The organism is Verrucomicrobiia bacterium (assembly GCA_035946615.1).
Classification (GTDB): Bacteria; Verrucomicrobiota; Verrucomicrobiia; order Limisphaerales; family UBA8199; genus DASYZB01.
Genome location: DASYZB010000001.1, coordinates 16,732 through 32,917, shown reverse-complemented (window position 1 = coordinate 32,917; position 16,186 = coordinate 16,732). Strand labels below are relative to the sequence as shown.

18 protein-coding genes are annotated in these 16,186 nt (G+C 58.2%); 16 read left to right on the top strand and 2 right to left on the bottom strand.

Annotated elements, in window-relative coordinates; all coding sequences use genetic code 11:
- The 7 genes from VG146_00165 to VG146_00135 form a co-directional block, all read left to right on the top strand.
- A partial coding sequence (locus VG146_00165; protein ID HEV2390751.1) for a hypothetical protein occupies window positions 1-668 on the top strand: 668 nt, incomplete at its 5' end.
- A 436-nt stretch (window positions 669-1,104) separates the two neighbouring features.
- Window positions 1,105-1,965 carry a hypothetical protein gene (locus VG146_00160; protein HEV2390750.1) on the top strand — a complete coding sequence of 287 codons (861 nt, stop codon included), beginning with the start codon at window positions 1,105-1,107 and terminating at the stop codon, window positions 1,963-1,965.
- Window positions 1,966-2,112: 147 nt separating this feature from the next.
- A complete protein-coding gene (locus VG146_00155) occupies window positions 2,113-2,832 on the top strand; it encodes a dolichyl-phosphate beta-glucosyltransferase (GenBank protein HEV2390749.1) in 720 nt (239 codons plus the stop codon).
- A gap of 89 nt (window positions 2,833-2,921) precedes the next feature.
- Window positions 2,922-4,502, top strand: coding sequence for a hypothetical protein (locus VG146_00150; protein HEV2390748.1), 1,581 nt, complete (start codon window positions 2,922-2,924; stop codon window positions 4,500-4,502).
- Between the two features lie 138 nt (window positions 4,503-4,640).
- Window positions 4,641-5,027, top strand: coding sequence for a hypothetical protein (locus tag VG146_00145; GenBank protein HEV2390747.1), 387 nt, complete (start codon window positions 4,641-4,643; stop codon window positions 5,025-5,027).
- 32 nt (window positions 5,028-5,059) lie between these two features.
- Entirely contained in the window at window positions 5,060-6,433 is a 1,374-nt protein-coding gene (locus tag VG146_00140) for a dihydroorotase (GenBank protein ID HEV2390746.1), read from the top strand.
- Window positions 6,430-6,873, top strand: coding sequence for a thioredoxin family protein (locus tag VG146_00135; protein HEV2390745.1), 444 nt, complete (start codon window positions 6,430-6,432; stop codon window positions 6,871-6,873). The genes VG146_00140 and VG146_00135 overlap by 4 nt, the downstream gene beginning before the upstream one ends.
- A gap of 102 nt (window positions 6,874-6,975) precedes the next feature.
- On the opposite strand, the gene VG146_00130 is transcribed toward VG146_00135, so the two are convergent.
- Window positions 6,976-8,409: a Gfo/Idh/MocA family oxidoreductase gene (locus VG146_00130; protein ID HEV2390744.1), complete on the bottom strand. Its 1,434-nt coding sequence runs from the start codon at window positions 8,407-8,409 to the stop codon at window positions 6,976-6,978.
- Between the two features lie 109 nt (window positions 8,410-8,518).
- Window positions 8,519-8,878 (bottom strand): hypothetical protein, encoded by a 360-nt coding sequence (locus tag VG146_00125; protein ID HEV2390743.1) that lies wholly within the window; start codon window positions 8,876-8,878, stop codon window positions 8,519-8,521.
- A 162-nt stretch (window positions 8,879-9,040) separates the two neighbouring features.
- Here VG146_00125 and VG146_00120 point away from each other — a divergent pair, with 162 nt between their 5' ends.
- From VG146_00120 to VG146_00080, 9 genes are all read left to right on the top strand, one after another.
- Window positions 9,041-9,442: a VOC family protein gene (locus tag VG146_00120; GenBank protein HEV2390742.1), complete on the top strand. Its 402-nt coding sequence runs from the start codon at window positions 9,041-9,043 to the stop codon at window positions 9,440-9,442.
- A 9-nt stretch (window positions 9,443-9,451) separates the two neighbouring features.
- Window positions 9,452-10,294, top strand: a complete 843-nt coding sequence (folP, locus tag VG146_00115; GenBank protein ID HEV2390741.1) for a dihydropteroate synthase — start codon at window positions 9,452-9,454, stop codon at window positions 10,292-10,294.
- A complete protein-coding gene (cdaA, locus tag VG146_00110; protein HEV2390740.1) occupies window positions 10,294-11,187 on the top strand; it encodes a diadenylate cyclase CdaA in 894 nt (297 codons plus the stop codon). Before folP ends, cdaA begins: the two co-directional genes overlap by 1 nt.
- Window positions 11,184-11,627: a CdaR family protein gene (locus VG146_00105; protein HEV2390739.1), complete on the top strand. Its 444-nt coding sequence runs from the start codon at window positions 11,184-11,186 to the stop codon at window positions 11,625-11,627. Before cdaA ends, VG146_00105 begins: the two co-directional genes overlap by 4 nt.
- The gene (gene glmM, locus VG146_00100) at window positions 11,624-13,006 is read left to right on the top strand and encodes a phosphoglucosamine mutase (protein HEV2390738.1); all 1,383 of its coding nucleotides are present in this window, start codon (window positions 11,624-11,626) and stop codon (window positions 13,004-13,006) included. The genes VG146_00105 and glmM overlap by 4 nt, the downstream gene beginning before the upstream one ends.
- A gap of 47 nt (window positions 13,007-13,053) precedes the next feature.
- Window positions 13,054-13,770 (top strand): methyltransferase domain-containing protein, encoded by a 717-nt coding sequence (locus VG146_00095; GenBank protein HEV2390737.1) that lies wholly within the window; start codon window positions 13,054-13,056, stop codon window positions 13,768-13,770.
- Between the two features lie 91 nt (window positions 13,771-13,861).
- The gene (locus VG146_00090) at window positions 13,862-14,425 is read left to right on the top strand and encodes an SIS domain-containing protein (GenBank protein HEV2390736.1); all 564 of its coding nucleotides are present in this window, start codon (window positions 13,862-13,864) and stop codon (window positions 14,423-14,425) included.
- A gap of 86 nt (window positions 14,426-14,511) precedes the next feature.
- The gene (locus VG146_00085) at window positions 14,512-15,552 is read left to right on the top strand and encodes a polyprenyl synthetase family protein (protein HEV2390735.1); all 1,041 of its coding nucleotides are present in this window, start codon (window positions 14,512-14,514) and stop codon (window positions 15,550-15,552) included.
- Between the two features lie 2 nt (window positions 15,553-15,554).
- Window positions 15,555-16,184, top strand: coding sequence for a sigma-70 family RNA polymerase sigma factor (locus VG146_00080; protein ID HEV2390734.1), 630 nt, complete (start codon window positions 15,555-15,557; stop codon window positions 16,182-16,184).
- The last annotated feature ends 2 nt before the right edge of the window (window positions 16,185-16,186 follow it).

Genomic DNA, 16,186 nt, shown 5'->3' with positions numbered 1-16,186 from the left:
ACGGACAGCTTGGCGCCACCGGTTATTTGAGTACTCAGGCCGATGCGAATAACCTCATCAACAACCTTGTTCTGGACGCCACTAGAAATTTCTTCTTCAGTGGCCATGGCAACCAATACCAACTGTCTGATGGGCCTCGCGGGCAGGTCACCGTGATGCAGGGAATCGTAAGCGGCCGCTTGGGCAACAGTTTTTCTGGCCAGGGCCATGCATACCGAAATCACCCGTACCGGTTCGTCTTTCTGGACAGTTGCCAAGGGGCCGACGACGCTGGATTTGCACACGCCTTCGGCATCTTCGATCGGCTTAGTTCCGCTCAGATTGATGCGGCCCCGCAAAAGGCCCAGGCTTTTTTGTCGTGGGTGTACGAGCCGCGGGCCCCGATTTTCGATAACGAATGGGACGACGAGAACTCAACTTACTCCGTCTTCTTCAGCGCCTGGATGTCAGGCTACGCCCTTGACGAATGCATAAATTACGCCTCCGTCGAATATCCGCCTTCGCCGTTTCTTAATTACATTCTGTATTTCCCTCTCGGGATAAAGTTCACGATTACCCAGCCAAAGCCGCCGGCGGGCAATAGTTTCCACCTCAGAATCTACGGCTACGCGGGCATCACGCGAACCGGCTACAAGCCCGGTTTCGACCAGTCGTTTTACTACCGTTGATTGCATGTGAGCTTTAATCGTCCCGCACCAATGTTCATGCGCCACTCAATCATGCTCAGTTCAGTGCATCTTGCCATCGTGCTTACTGTCGGGCTGGCCCGGTGCGGCTGTGCGAAGGAACCGGAGTACGGCGGCCGAACCCTTTCGGAGTGGGTGAGCATCTACTGCAAGGGGTTTCCGACCCGTCCGCCCCCGCGAACACGGGCGCAGATGGACGCCGCCGCGTCGGCTATCAGGGCCAGGGGCACGAATGCTCTGGCGTTCGCGACTCGGATCGATGCGAGGGGGACGGCCCGCGGACCTCGTCCTCGCCCAAACAGTTCTGGATCTGCTGGGGGACGAGGCTGAGCCCGCTATCCCAGCCTTGGTGCAGCTAACCCAGCACAAGGAGGAGCGCGTGCGCGGGATGGCGTTCGGGAGGTTAAGGGAACTAAACGTGGAGAAAAGCACCTTGGTGCCCGTTCTGGTCCGCTTGAGCCGCGATCCGGACCCTGGGATCAGGTCCGCCGCTGCCAGCGACCTGATCGGCTTGTATCCCGAGGACGCAAGGGCAGCGGGGATCACGACGAACTACATATTCGACAAGAACCTTTTCGGAACGAACTCGGCGCCTCCCGCAGCGGAGCCGCCCGGGAGACACCCCCGCGCCGGGTTTCGACCTCCGCCGCTGGCGCCTACCGTCGATCCAGAGTACACGAGGGAAGCTATAAGGCGAATCATTGCCGAGGCCAACTCTGTCGCCAAGGCCTTGCGCCTGCCCGAGAAGCTGCCGATCACTGAGGGTGACATCCTGCAGAGCTACATCACCCCGCCAGCCCTCCGCGGCCGGCTGCCGGCCATCGGCAACATCACCACAAGCAACTACACCTACTATATTTCGGTGGGCAACAAGTTTTCTTTCCTCGAGCGGCCTGATCTAGGGAAGGATTATGACCGGCTCCGGAAGCGGTTTACTTGGCCCATGAGCAGGATGGACACGAATAGCGCCCTGCGGCTGGCGTCACAATTCCTTCGCGCTGCTTCGATGGACGTGGACCGGCTGAATGGTGAATGCGATGTCCATGTCACGGCGTTTACGCCTGAGGGCCTTAACGGCAAGCACTTCGTGCCCCTTTACTGGGTCTATTGGATGAAGCGGGGGGAGGAGGAAGCTGGCAGTGTCGCCTCGGTGCAAGTGCTTCTAGCGGATAATTCGCTTCGGCAGCTACACGTTGAACGCTCCGAATATATCTTGCGCAAACCACTCGATGTCCCAATGCCACCGCCGAAGGCGCCGCGTGCAGGCGCCGGATGGTAGAGGTGCTGTCGTCACGGAGTGGCCGTGGCGCGAACTCCCATGGTTGCCATATACTCAATTCCAGCGCGACCGGTGCAGGGTGTGCCAGCCCGGTCTCCTTCCGGCTCAGCACTTGTTCCGCCCAAGGTCCCCACCGCGAAGGCCTTCGTGAGTCTTGTTGTCCCCGTCTATAATGAGGAGAAGGTGTTGATGGGCAACATCAGCAGGCTGTGTTCGTTCTTGGTGGCCACAGGTTACACTTTCGAGATCATCATCGCCAACAACGGTTCGACGGACGGGACGCACCAGTCGGCGTTGCAGCTCGCCCGCCGGTTCCGGGAAGTACGGGTTATGCACCTGGAGCAGAAAGGTCGTGGCAGGGCCCTCAAGGAGGCCTGGGCCAAATGGAGCAGCAGCGCTGCCAACGTGCTGGCGTATATGGATGTTGATCTGTCCACCGATCTCGAAGCTTTTCCTGCTCTGGTTGACCCTCTCGTCGAGGGTGGGTACGATTTGGCCGCAGGTTCTCGCCTTCTGGCGCCTTGGCGGACAGAGCGCGGACTGAGGCGAGAGTTCATCTCGCGGGCCTACAACCGGCTGGTGAAAGCCGCCTTTCGCACTCGGTTTTCCGACGCCCAATGCGGCTTTAAGGCAATCACCGCTACTGCTGCGGCGCGATTACTGCCCCTCGTCGAGGATGACGGCTGGTTTATGGACACCGAATTGCTGGTGCTTGCGGAAAAGCTCGGCTTTCGCATCTTCGATCTGCCCGTGCGCTGGACTGAGAGCACCGACAGTCGGGTCAAGATCCTCAGCACGGCCTGGCAAGACCTCAAGGGGATCCTCCGGCTGCTGTCAAATCTCGCAAATAACAGATACCGGCTCTAATGGTCAGACAATCTTCGATTGCGCCAAGACCCGCCCACGGGTCCAAAGCGCGGCAGATCCAGCCACAGTCGGAGAAGACGACCTTTTGGGTGAAGAACATTTCAATTGTGGTCCTACTGCTCATCCTGGGCGCCCTCATCGCGGTTGAATGCGCTCTGCCGCTGGGCACGGCTGTGAAGATTGGCGCAGATGAAGATTTTGAACTCTCAAAGGTACCGCTCGTGCTCCATGGCCACGGACTTTACACCGAAGTATGGAATGATCAACCGCCCCTTTACGCCTTTCTCCTGTCTCGACTGGCCATCCACTTTTCCTATTCCATCCTCTTTCCGAGACTATTGACTGTCGGCGCCAGTCTGGTCCTGATCGGCAGCTTTTACCTGTTAGCCGTTCGGCTGGGAGGAATGTTCGTAGCGACGTTGGCCAGCGGGTTCCTAATCGCTTCGCCGGGTTTCCTCGAACTCAGCAGTTCCGCCATGCAGGAGGTTCCGGCGCTTTCCCCGGTCCTCCTGTGCCTATGCCTCCTGGTCGTTGGCCCGAGAATTAGATGGGCCGCCATTGAGACACTGGCCGGGGTCATTTTTGGCGTTGCGCTCCAGTTCAAATTGATAGGGGTTATGTACCTTCCGCTCGTGTTCCTTGTTCTTTGGCAAAGGGGCCATCCTGCCGCGGATTCCATTCGGAGCACACTTGGCGGCACCCAACCGCACGAGGCGACGTCGCAGGCCTGTCCCGTTTACAAGGCACCCCTGCATTTGCTGTGCATTTTTACCGCAGCGGCCGCTGTTACATTTCTCGTCGTCAACAGCCTAGCAGGGGCGCCCCTGGCAGCCCAGGTGCGTCAAGCTTGGTTTTCGCATTTTGCCGCAACTCAATCATTCGAATACGGCTCGCCGAGCGAACATGCGTGCGAATGGTTGGTGCTAGTTAAAAACTGGGATGTGAGCGTCCCAGCGCTTGTGGGCGTCTGCCTGTTCGCATATAAGCGGGCCGTTCTGCCACATCTGCCCACGCCCTTGCGGGTTTTCCCGGTTGCTTGGCTTGCCCTTACCCTGATTGTATTCTCGATTCACAAACCATGGTGGGCTTACTACTATATTCATAATTCGCTCCCGTTATGCCTCTGCGCCGCCTTCGGGTGGGGGTTCCTGATTGAAAGGACATTCCTTGGGCGGCCAGGACCGACGAATCGCAAGCCCTCTTGTCTCGCTGCATCTCGCCCGCCTCAGTCGCGAATGCTTATTATTGGCTTATCGGCCTTCGCTGTCTGCTCGGCCGTATGGATGACAGGCCGCGTCTATTTGCAGATCGAATCCATTCGCCGCGCGCCGCGGCTTTATACCGCTTTGGTCCTGAAGGAGATCGCACGGTTCGAGCCGTTTACCGCTTTCATGTTCACCGATCAACCCATTTACTCGTTTCACTCGCGAATTCCGCTACCGCCGCATTTGGCCATGATGTCTTTGAAACGTTTTTGGTCCGGTGATATGAGCAATGCGCGGCTCATCGAGGAGCTTGAATCGACAAAGCCCGGTCTGATGCTGCTCGCCAATGACACTCGCGAGCTTCCATTCCAGAGGTTGCTCGACACGGAATACCGCCTCGTTTACGAGGACAGCGCCAACCGCCTGTACGCTCATCGCTCAATCGTGAAGAAGGCGAGATACTGATCCCGAGACCCTCAGAGAGCAACGTGAGCATATCGGAACCATGGCACGGCGAAGCGGCGTGAACGCCGCGCTTCGCCCCCGCGGCTGAGGCACTACAGAATCGACGTCGCCGGTTTTCTGGCGCACACTGGGGTCTCTATGCTTTACCAACACGAGCTGTTCACAATCGACCTGAACAAAGTGATTTCCGTTTATCAGAAAGAGGAGGAGCCGGCGGTCATGATTCAAACCGATGACCAGCGCAAAATCGAGGTGGCGACCGCCTCGATGGAGGCGGCAGGCGAGTTGCTCAACGAACTGGGAACACAATGGGAAAAAGCCGTCGGCCCGCTGCTGCGGCATGGACAGCACATCTTCCTGACCCGGGCTATTTACAGCATCCAGGTCCAAAGCGAAGAGGTGTATATTTATTTCCGTGACCACAGTGTGAGCTTCGAGTTGGACGACGCCCAGCAGGCCTTGGATTTGCTGGCGGAATTGACTCGCCGCTGGCAGGCGGCGATTGCAATTCCAAGCCGGGCTTGAACTCCGGGTGACCTGATGTATCCTGCGCCCGGATGAACTCGCTGCTTCTGACCGGCGGCCGGGTAATCGACCCGGCCAATCACTTCGATTCGGTGGCCGATCTCCTTTTAGCCGAAGGCAAGGTGTCCGCCATTGGTCCTGAGGCCGCCGCAAAAGCCGGGGCTGGCACAGCCCGCATGGATGCTCGGAACCTGGTAGTTTGTCCGGGGTTGATAGATTTGCATGTTCATCTGCGCGAGCCCGGCCAGGCCGCCAAGGAAACCATCGCCACCGGCACAGCGGCCGCTGCGCGCGGGGGATTTACGTCGGTCGTTTGCATGCCCAACACCTCACCGGCGATTGATAATCCCGGGAGCGTTGCCCTGATTCATGAACTGGCTGCCGACCAGGGAAAAGTGAACGTATTCGTTGCCGGCGCCATCACCCGCAGCATAGCCGGCGAGGAATTGGCCCCGATTGGCTCCCTGAAGAAGGCGGGAGTCGTGGCGATTACCGATGACGGGCATTGCGTCCAGAACAACGAACTGATGCGCCGAGCGCTGGAATATGCGCGGATGTTTGACTTGCCCGTAATGGACCATTGCCAGGATTACTCCCTGGTCACCGACGGCGTGATGCACGAAGGCTACTGGAGCACCGCCTTGGGCTTGCGCGGCTGGCCTTCAGCAGGCGAGGAGATGATGGTCGCGCGCAATATTCTCCTGGCCGAAACGACCGGCTCACTCGTGCATTGCCAGCACCTCAGCGCCGCCGGCAGCGCGCGGCTGTTGCGCGAGGCAAAAAAACGCGGCGTGCCCATCTCCGGTGAGGCCTGTCCCCATTATTTTACCCTCACGGATGCGGCTGTGGCCGGAAGCGAAAAATTCTGGGATGCGGACGGCCAGGGGATTGTTGGAGAGGATCGAGGCGCGCGTCCGGCATGGCCTTGCTATGATACGCGTTTGAAAATGAACCCGCCCTTGCGCTCGGCGCGGGACCGCGAAGCCATCATCGAGGCCTTGGCTGATGGCACCATTGATGTTCTGTGCAGCGATCATGCGCCTCATTGTGATTACGAGAAAGAGGTTGAGTTCGACTACGCCCCCTTTGGCATCACCGGGTTGGAGACCGAACTGGCTTTGGCCCTGATGCAGTTGTACCACGCCAAGCGTCTCGGCCTATCCGAACTGATAGCCAAGTTCACCGTGGCCCCTTCTCACCTGTTACGCTTATCCAAAGGCACCCTCACCCCAGGGGCTGATGCCGATGTGACCGTGTTCGATCCGGACCGGCGATGGACATTTGACAAAACCTCGACCGCGAGCAAGGGTCTAAACAGCCCTTTCTATGGGTGGCCATTAACGGGCAAGGCCGTGGCGACCATTGTTGGGGGGAAAACAGTCTGGACCGAAGGGAACACATTATGAAAAAGATAGCAGTCGGATTGCTTGCCTGCTGGGTCGCATGGCAGGCCGGGGCGGCGGAAGGCCAGTGGCTGACGGATTTATCCAAAGCCCAGGCTCAGGCCAAGGAACAAAACAAACTGGTGCTGATGGACTTCAATGGTTCTGATTGGTGCCCTCCGTGCAAGGCCCTGCGGAAGAACGTCTTTTCCTCGCAGGACTTCCTGGATTACGCCAAAAATCACCTCGTTCTGGTGGACGTCGATTTCCCCCACGAGAAGAAGCAAAGCGCCGAGCAGAAAAAAGCCAATGAAAAACTGGCTCAAAAATACAGCATCGAGGGATTCCCAACCGTCGTCGTATTGAACAGCGACGGCAAGCAATTAAAAAAGAGGGTCGGCTACGGCGGAGAAAGCCCGAAGGAATTTATTGCCGAGCTGCAGAAGCTTCAGACCGAGGGCTAAGCCGGAACGTGCTGTCAGGTCAAGTTTTGGCCATGGCACGGGCGTCTCGCCCGTGGGGACTCGGGCAAGATGCACGAGCCACGGTTCGAGGCTCCGCCCCGCCTAAATCATCCAACCCTCGCGGTAGGCGCGTTTGACCCAAGCCTCCGCTGGGGGTGAGTTGGTAACTCGCATCCCGGGGCCGTCCCACTCAATCTTGTTCCCGGCGCCTGCGTGTTCGGCCAGGTTTCCAAGCAATGTAAACTCGGTCAGACGGGCGCCGTAGTCAAAGGGGGCGGAGGTCTCTTTTTTGCCTTCGCGAACCGCAGTGAGGAAATCGGTGATGATGTTTTTAGGGCGCGGCAAGGTCCGGGGCGGCTGCTTGATTGAGGTCATTTTGTCCCTGGGCACCAGGTGCATCTTGCCGCCGTAGGTGGCTGTATAGATGATGCCCTTTTCGCCCACATAAAGCGTGCCGCTATCGCTGGAATCGAGTTCATCGTCGGGGTACTGCTTGACCAATTCAAGCAGCAAGGGAGGCAGGTTACGCGCCTTTCCCTTGGCGGCGTGCAAGCCACCGCTGGCGGCGCTCAACGGGGCGTCTTTCTTCAAACCCTCGTACCAATACACCTTTGCGGGCGGCATGCCCCCGCGCGCGGGGATATCAAAGCGAATTCGAGCGCCCGTGGGATACCGCTCATCGCTGCCGTCGCGCATCTCTTCGGCCTCAATCGAGGTGGGATGCTCGATTTTCAGAGCCCAGAAGACCCCGTCCAGGACGTGGCAGCCCATGTTGCCAAGGGAGCCGTTGCCGAAATCGTACCACCCGTGCCATTCGTGCGGGTGCAGGTCGCTTTGAAACGGACGGAATGGGGCCGGCCCGATCCACTCCTCCCAGTGCAACCCGGTTGGAACAGGCAGCGCGGGCGGGCGCGGCCCGGCGCCGCCATTGGCGCGGTCGGTCCAGCTATGGGTCTCGGTAATGTTGCCTATGACGCCGCCCCAAACAAATTCACAAAGACGACGGTAACCGTCCTCGCAATGGCCCTGGTTGCCCATTTGAGCGGGGGCTTTGGATTGGGCGGCCATTTGGCGGACCCGGCGGGCTTCGGCGATATCGTGGGTAAGCGGTTTCTCGCAATAAACGGCCTTGCCGGCTTCCATGGCGAGAATGGAGGCTGGGGCGTGGTGGTGGTTGGGAGTGGCAATAAAGGCTGCGTCGATGCTCTTGCCGATTTTATCGAACATGACCCGGTAATCAGTAAAGACCTCGACCTTGTCCGGGTCCTGCCCCTTCTTCTGAAGCCACCGCTTGACGACCGCGTGGCGCCTCTCGTCGGGATCGACCAGGGCCACCACATTGTCCTTGCTCTCGTTGACCAGCCAATCCAGGTGGGTCATCGCCCGTCCGCCGCACCCGATCTGCGCGCAATTCAATTTTCTGCCGGCATCTTGGGCCAGCAGATTTGGGAAACTCAACAAATGGCTGGCGGAGAGGGTGCCAGCCGTTGCGAGAGAGCGTTTGAGAAACAAGCGGCGATTTATAATAGATTTCATGGACTCAGTTAAGCGGCGGTATTGTTACGACACCGGCGGTTTCCAGGCAATCCGAATCAAAACCGGTAGCCCAGGATGAGTTGGACGATCAAATCGTCGGTGGTATTCGTCAGACCGAAGCCAACCCGAAGTTAAACGCCAAATCAGGGGCGAGATTCAGGTCGAGTGTGGGGAATATCTGGTGCTGTTGTTCATCCCAGGGGCCGAAGCCGCCGACCTCTCCCAGGGAACTATAGTATTCGATTCCAACATCGACGACATAAAAGCCCGTCTCGAACCAGGGGGTAATGCCCTCGGTAATTTCGAGGGTCTCATGGAAGGCTTGCTGGTCTGGAAGCACGCCATTGATTGTCTGTTGCTGGCCATCCACGGTATAATTGCTGTGCAACTCGACCATCGTGCGGCCTGCGGCGACGGTGTCTGACCCATAGAACTGTATCTCGTAATTATCCTGAGCCTTTGCCGCCATTGGAAAGAGAAACGGGCCAGCCGCCAGACCACCAACCAAGGCGATGCCGAAAGGACGTTCTAAAGGAGATTGCAGGGCTGCTCTTTACACTCTGGCTGCGCGGTTGCCAATGCCTCCGTTTCGCTGGTTGCTTGGGCACGATTCGGCGCTATGCTGAGGCGCATGAGCAAAGCAAGGAAACTTCTGCACACGCGTTATCGGGTCGATGACCTGGAAAAAACCGTCAAATTCTACCGGGAGGCGCTTGGACTCGAGGAAGTGCGCCGACACAAATCGCCGCGCGGGTCGGAATTGGTGTTCCTCAAAGCGCCAGAGAGCGAAGAACTAATCGAGTTGTGCCATTTTCCGGCGGGAGGTCCCGTCAAGGTTCAGCCGGATTTGACTCACCTGGCATTTGAAGTGGACAGCCTGGAGGCTTTCGGCAAACACCTGGCCGGCCTTGGAATAAAGTATTCGGATGGGCCACACCTCAAACCGGACGGCGGCGGGATAGCTTTTATAGATGCGCCGGAGGGTTATGAGGTGGAATTGATTCAGATGGCCAAATCGGGCCCGGACTATTGAGCTGGGCATGTGAAGCTTCGCGCCGGCCAATTCGAGTTCTCCTTCCCCCGCCCTGCGCTGGTGATGGGGATTGTCAATGTGACTCCGGACTCCTTTTCCGATGGGGGCCATTTTTTTGAGCCGCAAGCGGCTGCCGACCATGCTTTGCGACTGGCCGAGGAAGGGGCGGACCTGATTGATATTGGAGGCGAATCCTCCCGTCCGCGAGCGGTCCCGGTGGGGGAGCAGGAAGAATTGCGGCGGGTGATGCCGGTGTTGGAGCGGCTGAAAGGCCGGCTCAAGGTCCCCATCTCAATTGATACGGTCAAGCCGGGGGTTGCCCGAGAGGCGCTGCGGGCCGGGGCCAGCATCATTAATGATATCGGCGCCAACCGAACGGACCCGGCGATGTGGCGCCTGGCCGCAGAGAGCGGCTCGGGTTATATTTGTGTGCATATGCAAGGAACGCCTCAAACGATGCAGCTTAACCCCTGTTACACCGATGTTGTCGGGGAGGTAGAGTCCTTTTTTTTTCAGCATTTGGAACAATTGCGCCATTGCGGAGTGGGGCAGGAACAAATTATACTTGATCCAGGCATCGGCTTCGGCAAGACACTCGAGAATAACCTCGAGCTGCTGGCAGCGGTGAAGCGGTTTGGGCGCCTGGAACGGCCCTTGCTGCTGGGGGTCTCGCGCAAGTCATTTTTGAGCAAGTTGCCAGGGGCCCGGCCCGGGGCGCCGCTAGCGGGGGCTCTGGCCTGCGCGTGCCTGGCTGTTGAGGCAGGGGCGAGCATCATCCGGGCCCACGAAGTTGCGGAGACGGCGCAGGCACTTGGCGCGGCGCAGGCCGTGCTGCGGAAACGCAAAGAATAATGTGGCACATTGCACAGAACGGTTGGCGGCCCGCAGTCGAGGTCTTGATCCTGACTGTGGGCATCTACTACGCCTTGCGTTTCATCCGCGGCACGCGGGGGGCGCCGGTCGTCACCGGCTTCCTGGTGGTTCTCCTGGCTTTCGTGCTGGTGAGTTCGTTGCTCAAGCTCAAAGTCCTCCAGTACCTCTTGGGCGCTTTTTCCGCCTTCTTCGTTTTGGCTGTGCTGGTGATCTTCCAGCCCGAATTGCGCCGGATGCTGGCTGAGTTGGGGAAGTTTCCTTTGTTTGCCACCGCGCACGAGCAGCGGGAGAATATCGAGATTATTATTCAAACTGTCGAGCGCCTGGCCGATGTGCGCATCGGCGCGCTGATTGCCATCGAGCAAACCATCCATCTCCAGGAGGCGGTCGAATCCGGCATCGTCGTGGACTGCGAGGCCACCCCGGAGATGCTCGAGACAATTTTTTTTCCAAATAACGCGATTCACGATGGCGGGGTGATCCTGAAGGGAGACCGGATTGCATGCGCTGCTTGTATCTTTCCCCTGACGCAGCGGCAGGACCTGAACAAATCGCTGGGCACCCGGCACCGGGCGGCCATCGGACTGAGCGAGGAAACCGACGCGGTGGTGGTGGTGGTCTCCGAAGAGACCGGCGCGGTCTCCTATGCTTTCAACGGTCAATTGGTCCGGGGCGTAACTTCCGAAGAACTGCGCGCGTTTCTGACATCGGTGCTGGTTACCCCGACAGCGCGCTCGCGCAATTTGATGGGGTGGGTCCGCTCCTGGCGGGGCGAGCGCGCTCCCTCGGCCCCCGTGGCCCTGGTGCGGACCGATACTCCTGAGGCTCCCTCGGCGCCTACGACCAGCACCAGCACCACCATCGCCAAATGATCCCTTTGCTGCGCCACATTTTTGTCCAGGATTTTTGGCTCAAGCTCTTCTCATTTGCTTTGGCAGTCCTGATTTGGTTCATCGTCAACATTGCCCTGCAAAAGGAAGTTATCCCCCGTCAATCCTTGACTCTCTCGCTGCCGGAGCGGGTGGTTTTTTCGAATCTTCCAGTGGTGATTTTGTCTTCGGCAGAAGACGTTCGGAGCATGCACGTGAATCCCAAGGAAGTGGAAGTGACCGTGGAAGGGGACCCGAAGCTGATCAAGCAACTGCAGGGAAAGGATATCCGCGTGCTGGTGGATTTGACGGGCATCGAGGCCGCCCACGACCTGCGCAAGCGCATTGAAGTGACCGCTCCCGCCGGAATTACCCTGGACAAGGTCGTGCCCGACGAGGTGCAAGTGATTTTCCCAGCTAAAGGAGAATCCGCCGGGTCATGAACGCGCCAAAGAAAATCTTCGGGACTGACGGTGTACGCGGGACCGCTAATATCGAACCCGTGACAGCCGAGACCGCCCTGAAGCTGGGCCGGGCGGCTGGGCACGTATTCAAGAACCTGCAATCGCAGCCGCGGGGCCGGGGGCGGCACAAGATTGTGTTGGGCAAGGACACGCGGCTTTCGGGTTACATGCTCGAGAACGCCCTCTCGTCGGGCATCCTATCGATGGGAGTGGATGTGCTGTTCATCGGGCCGCTGCCGACGCCGGGTGTGGCCTATGTGACGCGCAGCTTGCGCGCCGATGCGGGCATCGTCATCACCGCCTCGCATAACCCATACGACGATAATGGCATCAAATTTTTCAGGGCAGACGGCTATAAACTCGACGATAAAATCGAATTCGAGATCGAGAACCTGGTCTTTAACGGCGGCATCCAGGACATCCGTCCGACCGCTGATGCCGTCGGCAAGGCCGTGCGCATCGAGGACGCCCTGGGCCGGTATATCGAACACGCCAAGGCCTCGTTCCCGCGGGGATTGACCCTCGAAGGGATGCGCATCGTGGTGGATTGCGCCCATGGCGCGGGCTATAAATCCACTCCCTGCGTGTTGCGCGAATTAGGGGCCGACGTCATCACTTACGGCAATCAGCCCGACGGCAAAAACATCAACAAAGATTGTGGTTCGATGCATCCCAATCTCATGTGCCAGAAAATCTGGGAGCACCGGGCCGATGCGGGCATTGCGCACGATGGCGATGCGGACCGCGTCCTGTTGTGCGATGAAAACGGCAGGCTGATCGACGGGGACGATATTCTGGCAATTGCGGGGCTGGATTTTCTCGAACAGGGCGCGTTAAGCGAGAAAACGGTGGTTTCAACGGTGATGAGCAATGCGGGTTTAGACGCTGTTATACAAGCCGCAGGCGGCAAGGTGGTCCGCACGACTGTGGGTGATAAAAGCGTGATCGATGAGATGTTGCGCAACCGGTTCAACCTGGGCGGCGAGCAGAGCGGCCACATCATCTTCCGCGATTTCAGCACGACAGGGGACGGCCTGGTGGCGGCGCTGCAAGTCCTGCGCATTATGAAGACCAAGAATGCCCCGCTTTCCCAGCTCGCCAAATGCTGGACTCGATTCCCCCAACTTGTTACAAATATCGTCGTCCGCGAAAAACGGCCCTTTGAACAATTGGATAACGTGCCTAAACTGGTGGCGGAAGCCGAAGCGGAATTGAAGGGCCAGGGCGGCCGGGTGCTGTTGCGCTACTCAGGCACCGAGCCCAAGGCGCGCTTACTGTTGGAGGGGCGCGAGAACGCCGCGCTGGAAAAGTGGTCTCAAAGAATTTCCGAAGCAGTCAAACGCCAGGTGGGCGCCTGAAGGGGCCCGGAACCGGTTTAAACCAATAACACGGAGACAAGGAAAATATGAAGGCAGACGGCGGACAGGAAATGCTCGATATGCAACGCTCGTTTCCTCCTCGAGTGGCGGGGCTTTACGAGTCCACAGACCAGCGGCTGAATCCAAGAGGCCCAGCCCTAGGCCAGGGCGCCGGCATGCATCATGGGCTGGCCAGTTACTGGCGTTTTCTGGTGGCGGGGCTTGTCAAACACCATCAAACGGGCGCTCTTTTGCCTTCCCAGCGGTTCCTCATCCACCAAATGATTGCGCCGATTCCGGCCAATTATCGCGGTCACATTCTCGAACTGGGCGCCGGCACCGGGGCCCTCACCCAGCGCCTGGCTGCCCGCTGCCCCAAAGCGCGTCTGCTGGCCTGCGAAATCAATCCCGTCCTGGCGCGCGATATTGAGACCCGCCTCGCGATGGCCGGTGTTGGACGAAAGGTCCACGTTATCTCCCAACCCGCCCAGCAGATGCTGGCGGCTATTGCCCAAAAAGAACTCGAACAACCCGATTTCATTCTGTCGGGCATTCCCCTGGGCAATCTGGGAAAAGAAGACGCCCTTGCTCTTATCCAGAGCATTCACCTGGCGCTCGCCCCGGGAGGCATCTACATCCAATTCCAGCATTCGCTGCTCGACCGCAAGAAGATTAAAGCGACGTTTGCTAAAATGCGCACTCTGCCGGTTTTGCTCAATTTGCCGCCTGCGGTCGTCTATTACGCTCAGAAGTCAGTTCATTGATTTCGTTTCCTTCTGTTTAAAATCTTCTGCAACCTCATCCGTCATTTTTAGCCGTTGCCGATAATCTTTGCCTCTGACAATCTCTGCGGTAATGAACGAATGGCTGGCTCAGTACCGCGCGGCACAGAAGGCGGCGCTCGATTCCATTCCCTTGGAACGGGTGGGGCAGCTTATTCACCGGCTCCAAACCGCCCTGCAGCAAGACCGGCACCTCTTTGTTTTTGGCAACGGGGGCAGCGCCGCCAATGCCTCGCATTTTGCGACTGACCTGGGCAAAGGCGCCTCAGACAAGCTCGCCGGTCGATTTCGAGTGTTGTCGTTGAATGACAATGTGTCGTGGCTGACGGCCCTGGCCAACGATTACGATTACGAAGATGTGTTCGTGCGCCAATTACATAACTATGGAAAGCCAGGCGACATCGCGATGGGTCTGAGCGTGAGCGGCAACTCGCCTAATTGCGTGAAGGCCTTGGAATGGGGGAAAGCTCATCAACTCCACACGGTTGCGCTGGTGGGGGCTCAAGGCGGGCGCATGGCGCAGGTGGCCGAGGAGGTCATTGTCATCCAGGACACTCATTATGGCCGGGTCGAGGACGCCCAGATGGGCATCTGCCACATGCTTTGCTATGCTTTCATGGAAGGCAAAGCGGGCTAACGGAACATGCGTCAGATAAGGGGTTTGACTTGGGGCAGATGCAATCTTAGATTCCTGCGAACATGTTAGCGGCTGATTCCAAAGTTGTGTCCGCATCCACAGCGGATACTCTCTCCGCCGAAGCGGTTCAACCATGGAAGCAGATCATTGACCCGGTTGAGCCGTTCCTCGAGGCGGTCAACCGGCGTTTGGCCCAGCAGGTTGATGCCTTTGACCCGGAACTCGCCCCTTACGCCGATTACGCCATCAACGGTCAAGGCAAACATTTGCGCCCTGCCCTGGTTGCCTTAACGGCTAATGCCTTGGGTAAAGCAACGGATGCTCATGTCACCGTCGCGGTCATCATCGAGATGGTCCACCTGGCAACCTTGGTCCATGACGACGTCATGGATGAGGCTGAGATTCGAAGAAACCGCCTCACGCTGGCCGCCAACTGGGGCAATGAAATCGCTGTTTTATTCGGGGATTGCCTCTTTGCGCGGGCATTGAGCCTGGCGGCCAGTTTTCCGGCGCCCGATATCTGCCGCGCGGTCGCTATGGCCACCAATACGGTCTGTTCGGGGGAAATCCTCCAGACGCAGCATCGGCGCGATTTCCAGTTTAACCGGACAAAATATTTCCAGGTGCTCGAAATGAAGACGGCTGAATTGTTCGCCCTTTCATGCGAACTCAGCGCATTTCTGAGCGGGGCAAATGCGGCCCAGCGCGATGCCTTGCGCCGGTTTGGGTTGGCTTTTGGCACCGCTTACCAAGTCTATGATGATTGCATCGATTTGTTCGGCTCGGAGGCCGCCGCCGGCAAATCCCTGGGGACGGATTTGGCCAAAGGCAAGCTCACCTTGCCTGTATTGCTGGTGTGGGAACGGGCAGATACCGCAGATCGGGCGCGCCTCGAGGGTTTGGTGCGCAGTTGGCAGGCTGGCTCGATGAAAGGTGTTGGAAAGCTCTTAGCCAAGTACGAGACACTCGGCCCCTCATTAAATATCGTGCGGCAATACCTTGAGGACGCCCGGCAAACCCTTGCTGGGTTGCCGGTTTCCAACGGCCAAACCGGTTTGGTCGCTCTAGCGGATTACCTCGCCCGTCAAACCAACGAATTGGGGGCTGTGTCTGAGTCCAGTCTATGATTATGACCGAACCAGTCAGGCGCAAGGGACCCAGTGAACCGGAAAGCCCGGCGCCCGCACCTGTGCCCGAGGAGATGGAGTTGGTCAAACGGGCCCGCAAAGGGGATTTGGGCGCCTACGATGATTTGGTGCGACGCTACCAGGAACGCATCTACGCGACCGTTTACCACATGACCTCCAATCATGAGGATGCCAATGACCTGGCTCAAGAGGCCTTCATTAAGGCCTTCCACGCCCTCAAATCATTCAAAGGCGGCTCCAGCTTTTACACCTGGGTTTATCGCATTGCCGTTAATAAAACCATTAACTTCCTCAAACAACGCAAGAATAGAGCCCAAATTAGCCTCGATGATCTCGATTTCAATGCCGAACACGACCCAGACCTGATGGCCTTGATTTCCGACAAGACGCCGCGGCGCGAGGTGAATTTGATCGAATTGCAGGAAAAATTGAACGAGTCCATGCAGAAGCTGTCAGAACCTCATAGATTGGTTGTGACATTGCACGATGTGCAGGGTTTATCACATGAAGAGATTGCCGAAATTATGGACTGCAATATTGGAACCGTGCGGTCCCGGCTCTTTTACGCTCGCCAGCAACTCCAGGCATACTTGTCCGATTATTTGAAATGACT

Excerpts from the sequence above, each read along its gene's own strand:
- VG146_00145 (HEV2390747.1), top strand. The coding sequence starts at position 4,641 with ATGCTTTACCAACACGAGCTGTTCACAATCGACCTGAACAAAGTGATT.
- VG146_00140 (HEV2390746.1), top strand. The coding sequence starts at position 5,060 with ATGAACTCGCTGCTTCTGACCGGCGGCCGGGTAATCGACCCGGCCAAT.
- VG146_00135 (HEV2390745.1), top strand. The coding sequence starts at position 6,430 with ATGAAAAAGATAGCAGTCGGATTGCTTGCCTGCTGGGTCGCATGGCAG.
- VG146_00130 (HEV2390744.1), bottom strand. The coding sequence starts at position 8,409 with ATGAAATCTATTATAAATCGCCGCTTGTTTCTCAAACGCTCTCTCGCA.
- VG146_00125 (HEV2390743.1), bottom strand. The coding sequence starts at position 8,878 with ATGGCGGCAAAGGCTCAGGATAATTACGAGATACAGTTCTATGGGTCA.
- VG146_00120 (HEV2390742.1), top strand. The coding sequence starts at position 9,041 with ATGAGCAAAGCAAGGAAACTTCTGCACACGCGTTATCGGGTCGATGAC.
- cdaA (HEV2390740.1), top strand. The coding sequence starts at position 10,294 with ATGTGGCACATTGCACAGAACGGTTGGCGGCCCGCAGTCGAGGTCTTG.
- VG146_00105 (HEV2390739.1), top strand. The coding sequence starts at position 11,184 with ATGATCCCTTTGCTGCGCCACATTTTTGTCCAGGATTTTTGGCTCAAG.
- glmM (HEV2390738.1), top strand. The coding sequence starts at position 11,624 with ATGAACGCGCCAAAGAAAATCTTCGGGACTGACGGTGTACGCGGGACC.
- VG146_00095 (HEV2390737.1), top strand. The coding sequence starts at position 13,054 with ATGAAGGCAGACGGCGGACAGGAAATGCTCGATATGCAACGCTCGTTT.
- VG146_00090 (HEV2390736.1), top strand. The coding sequence starts at position 13,862 with ATGAACGAATGGCTGGCTCAGTACCGCGCGGCACAGAAGGCGGCGCTC.
- VG146_00080 (HEV2390734.1), top strand. The coding sequence starts at position 15,555 with ATGACCGAACCAGTCAGGCGCAAGGGACCCAGTGAACCGGAAAGCCCG.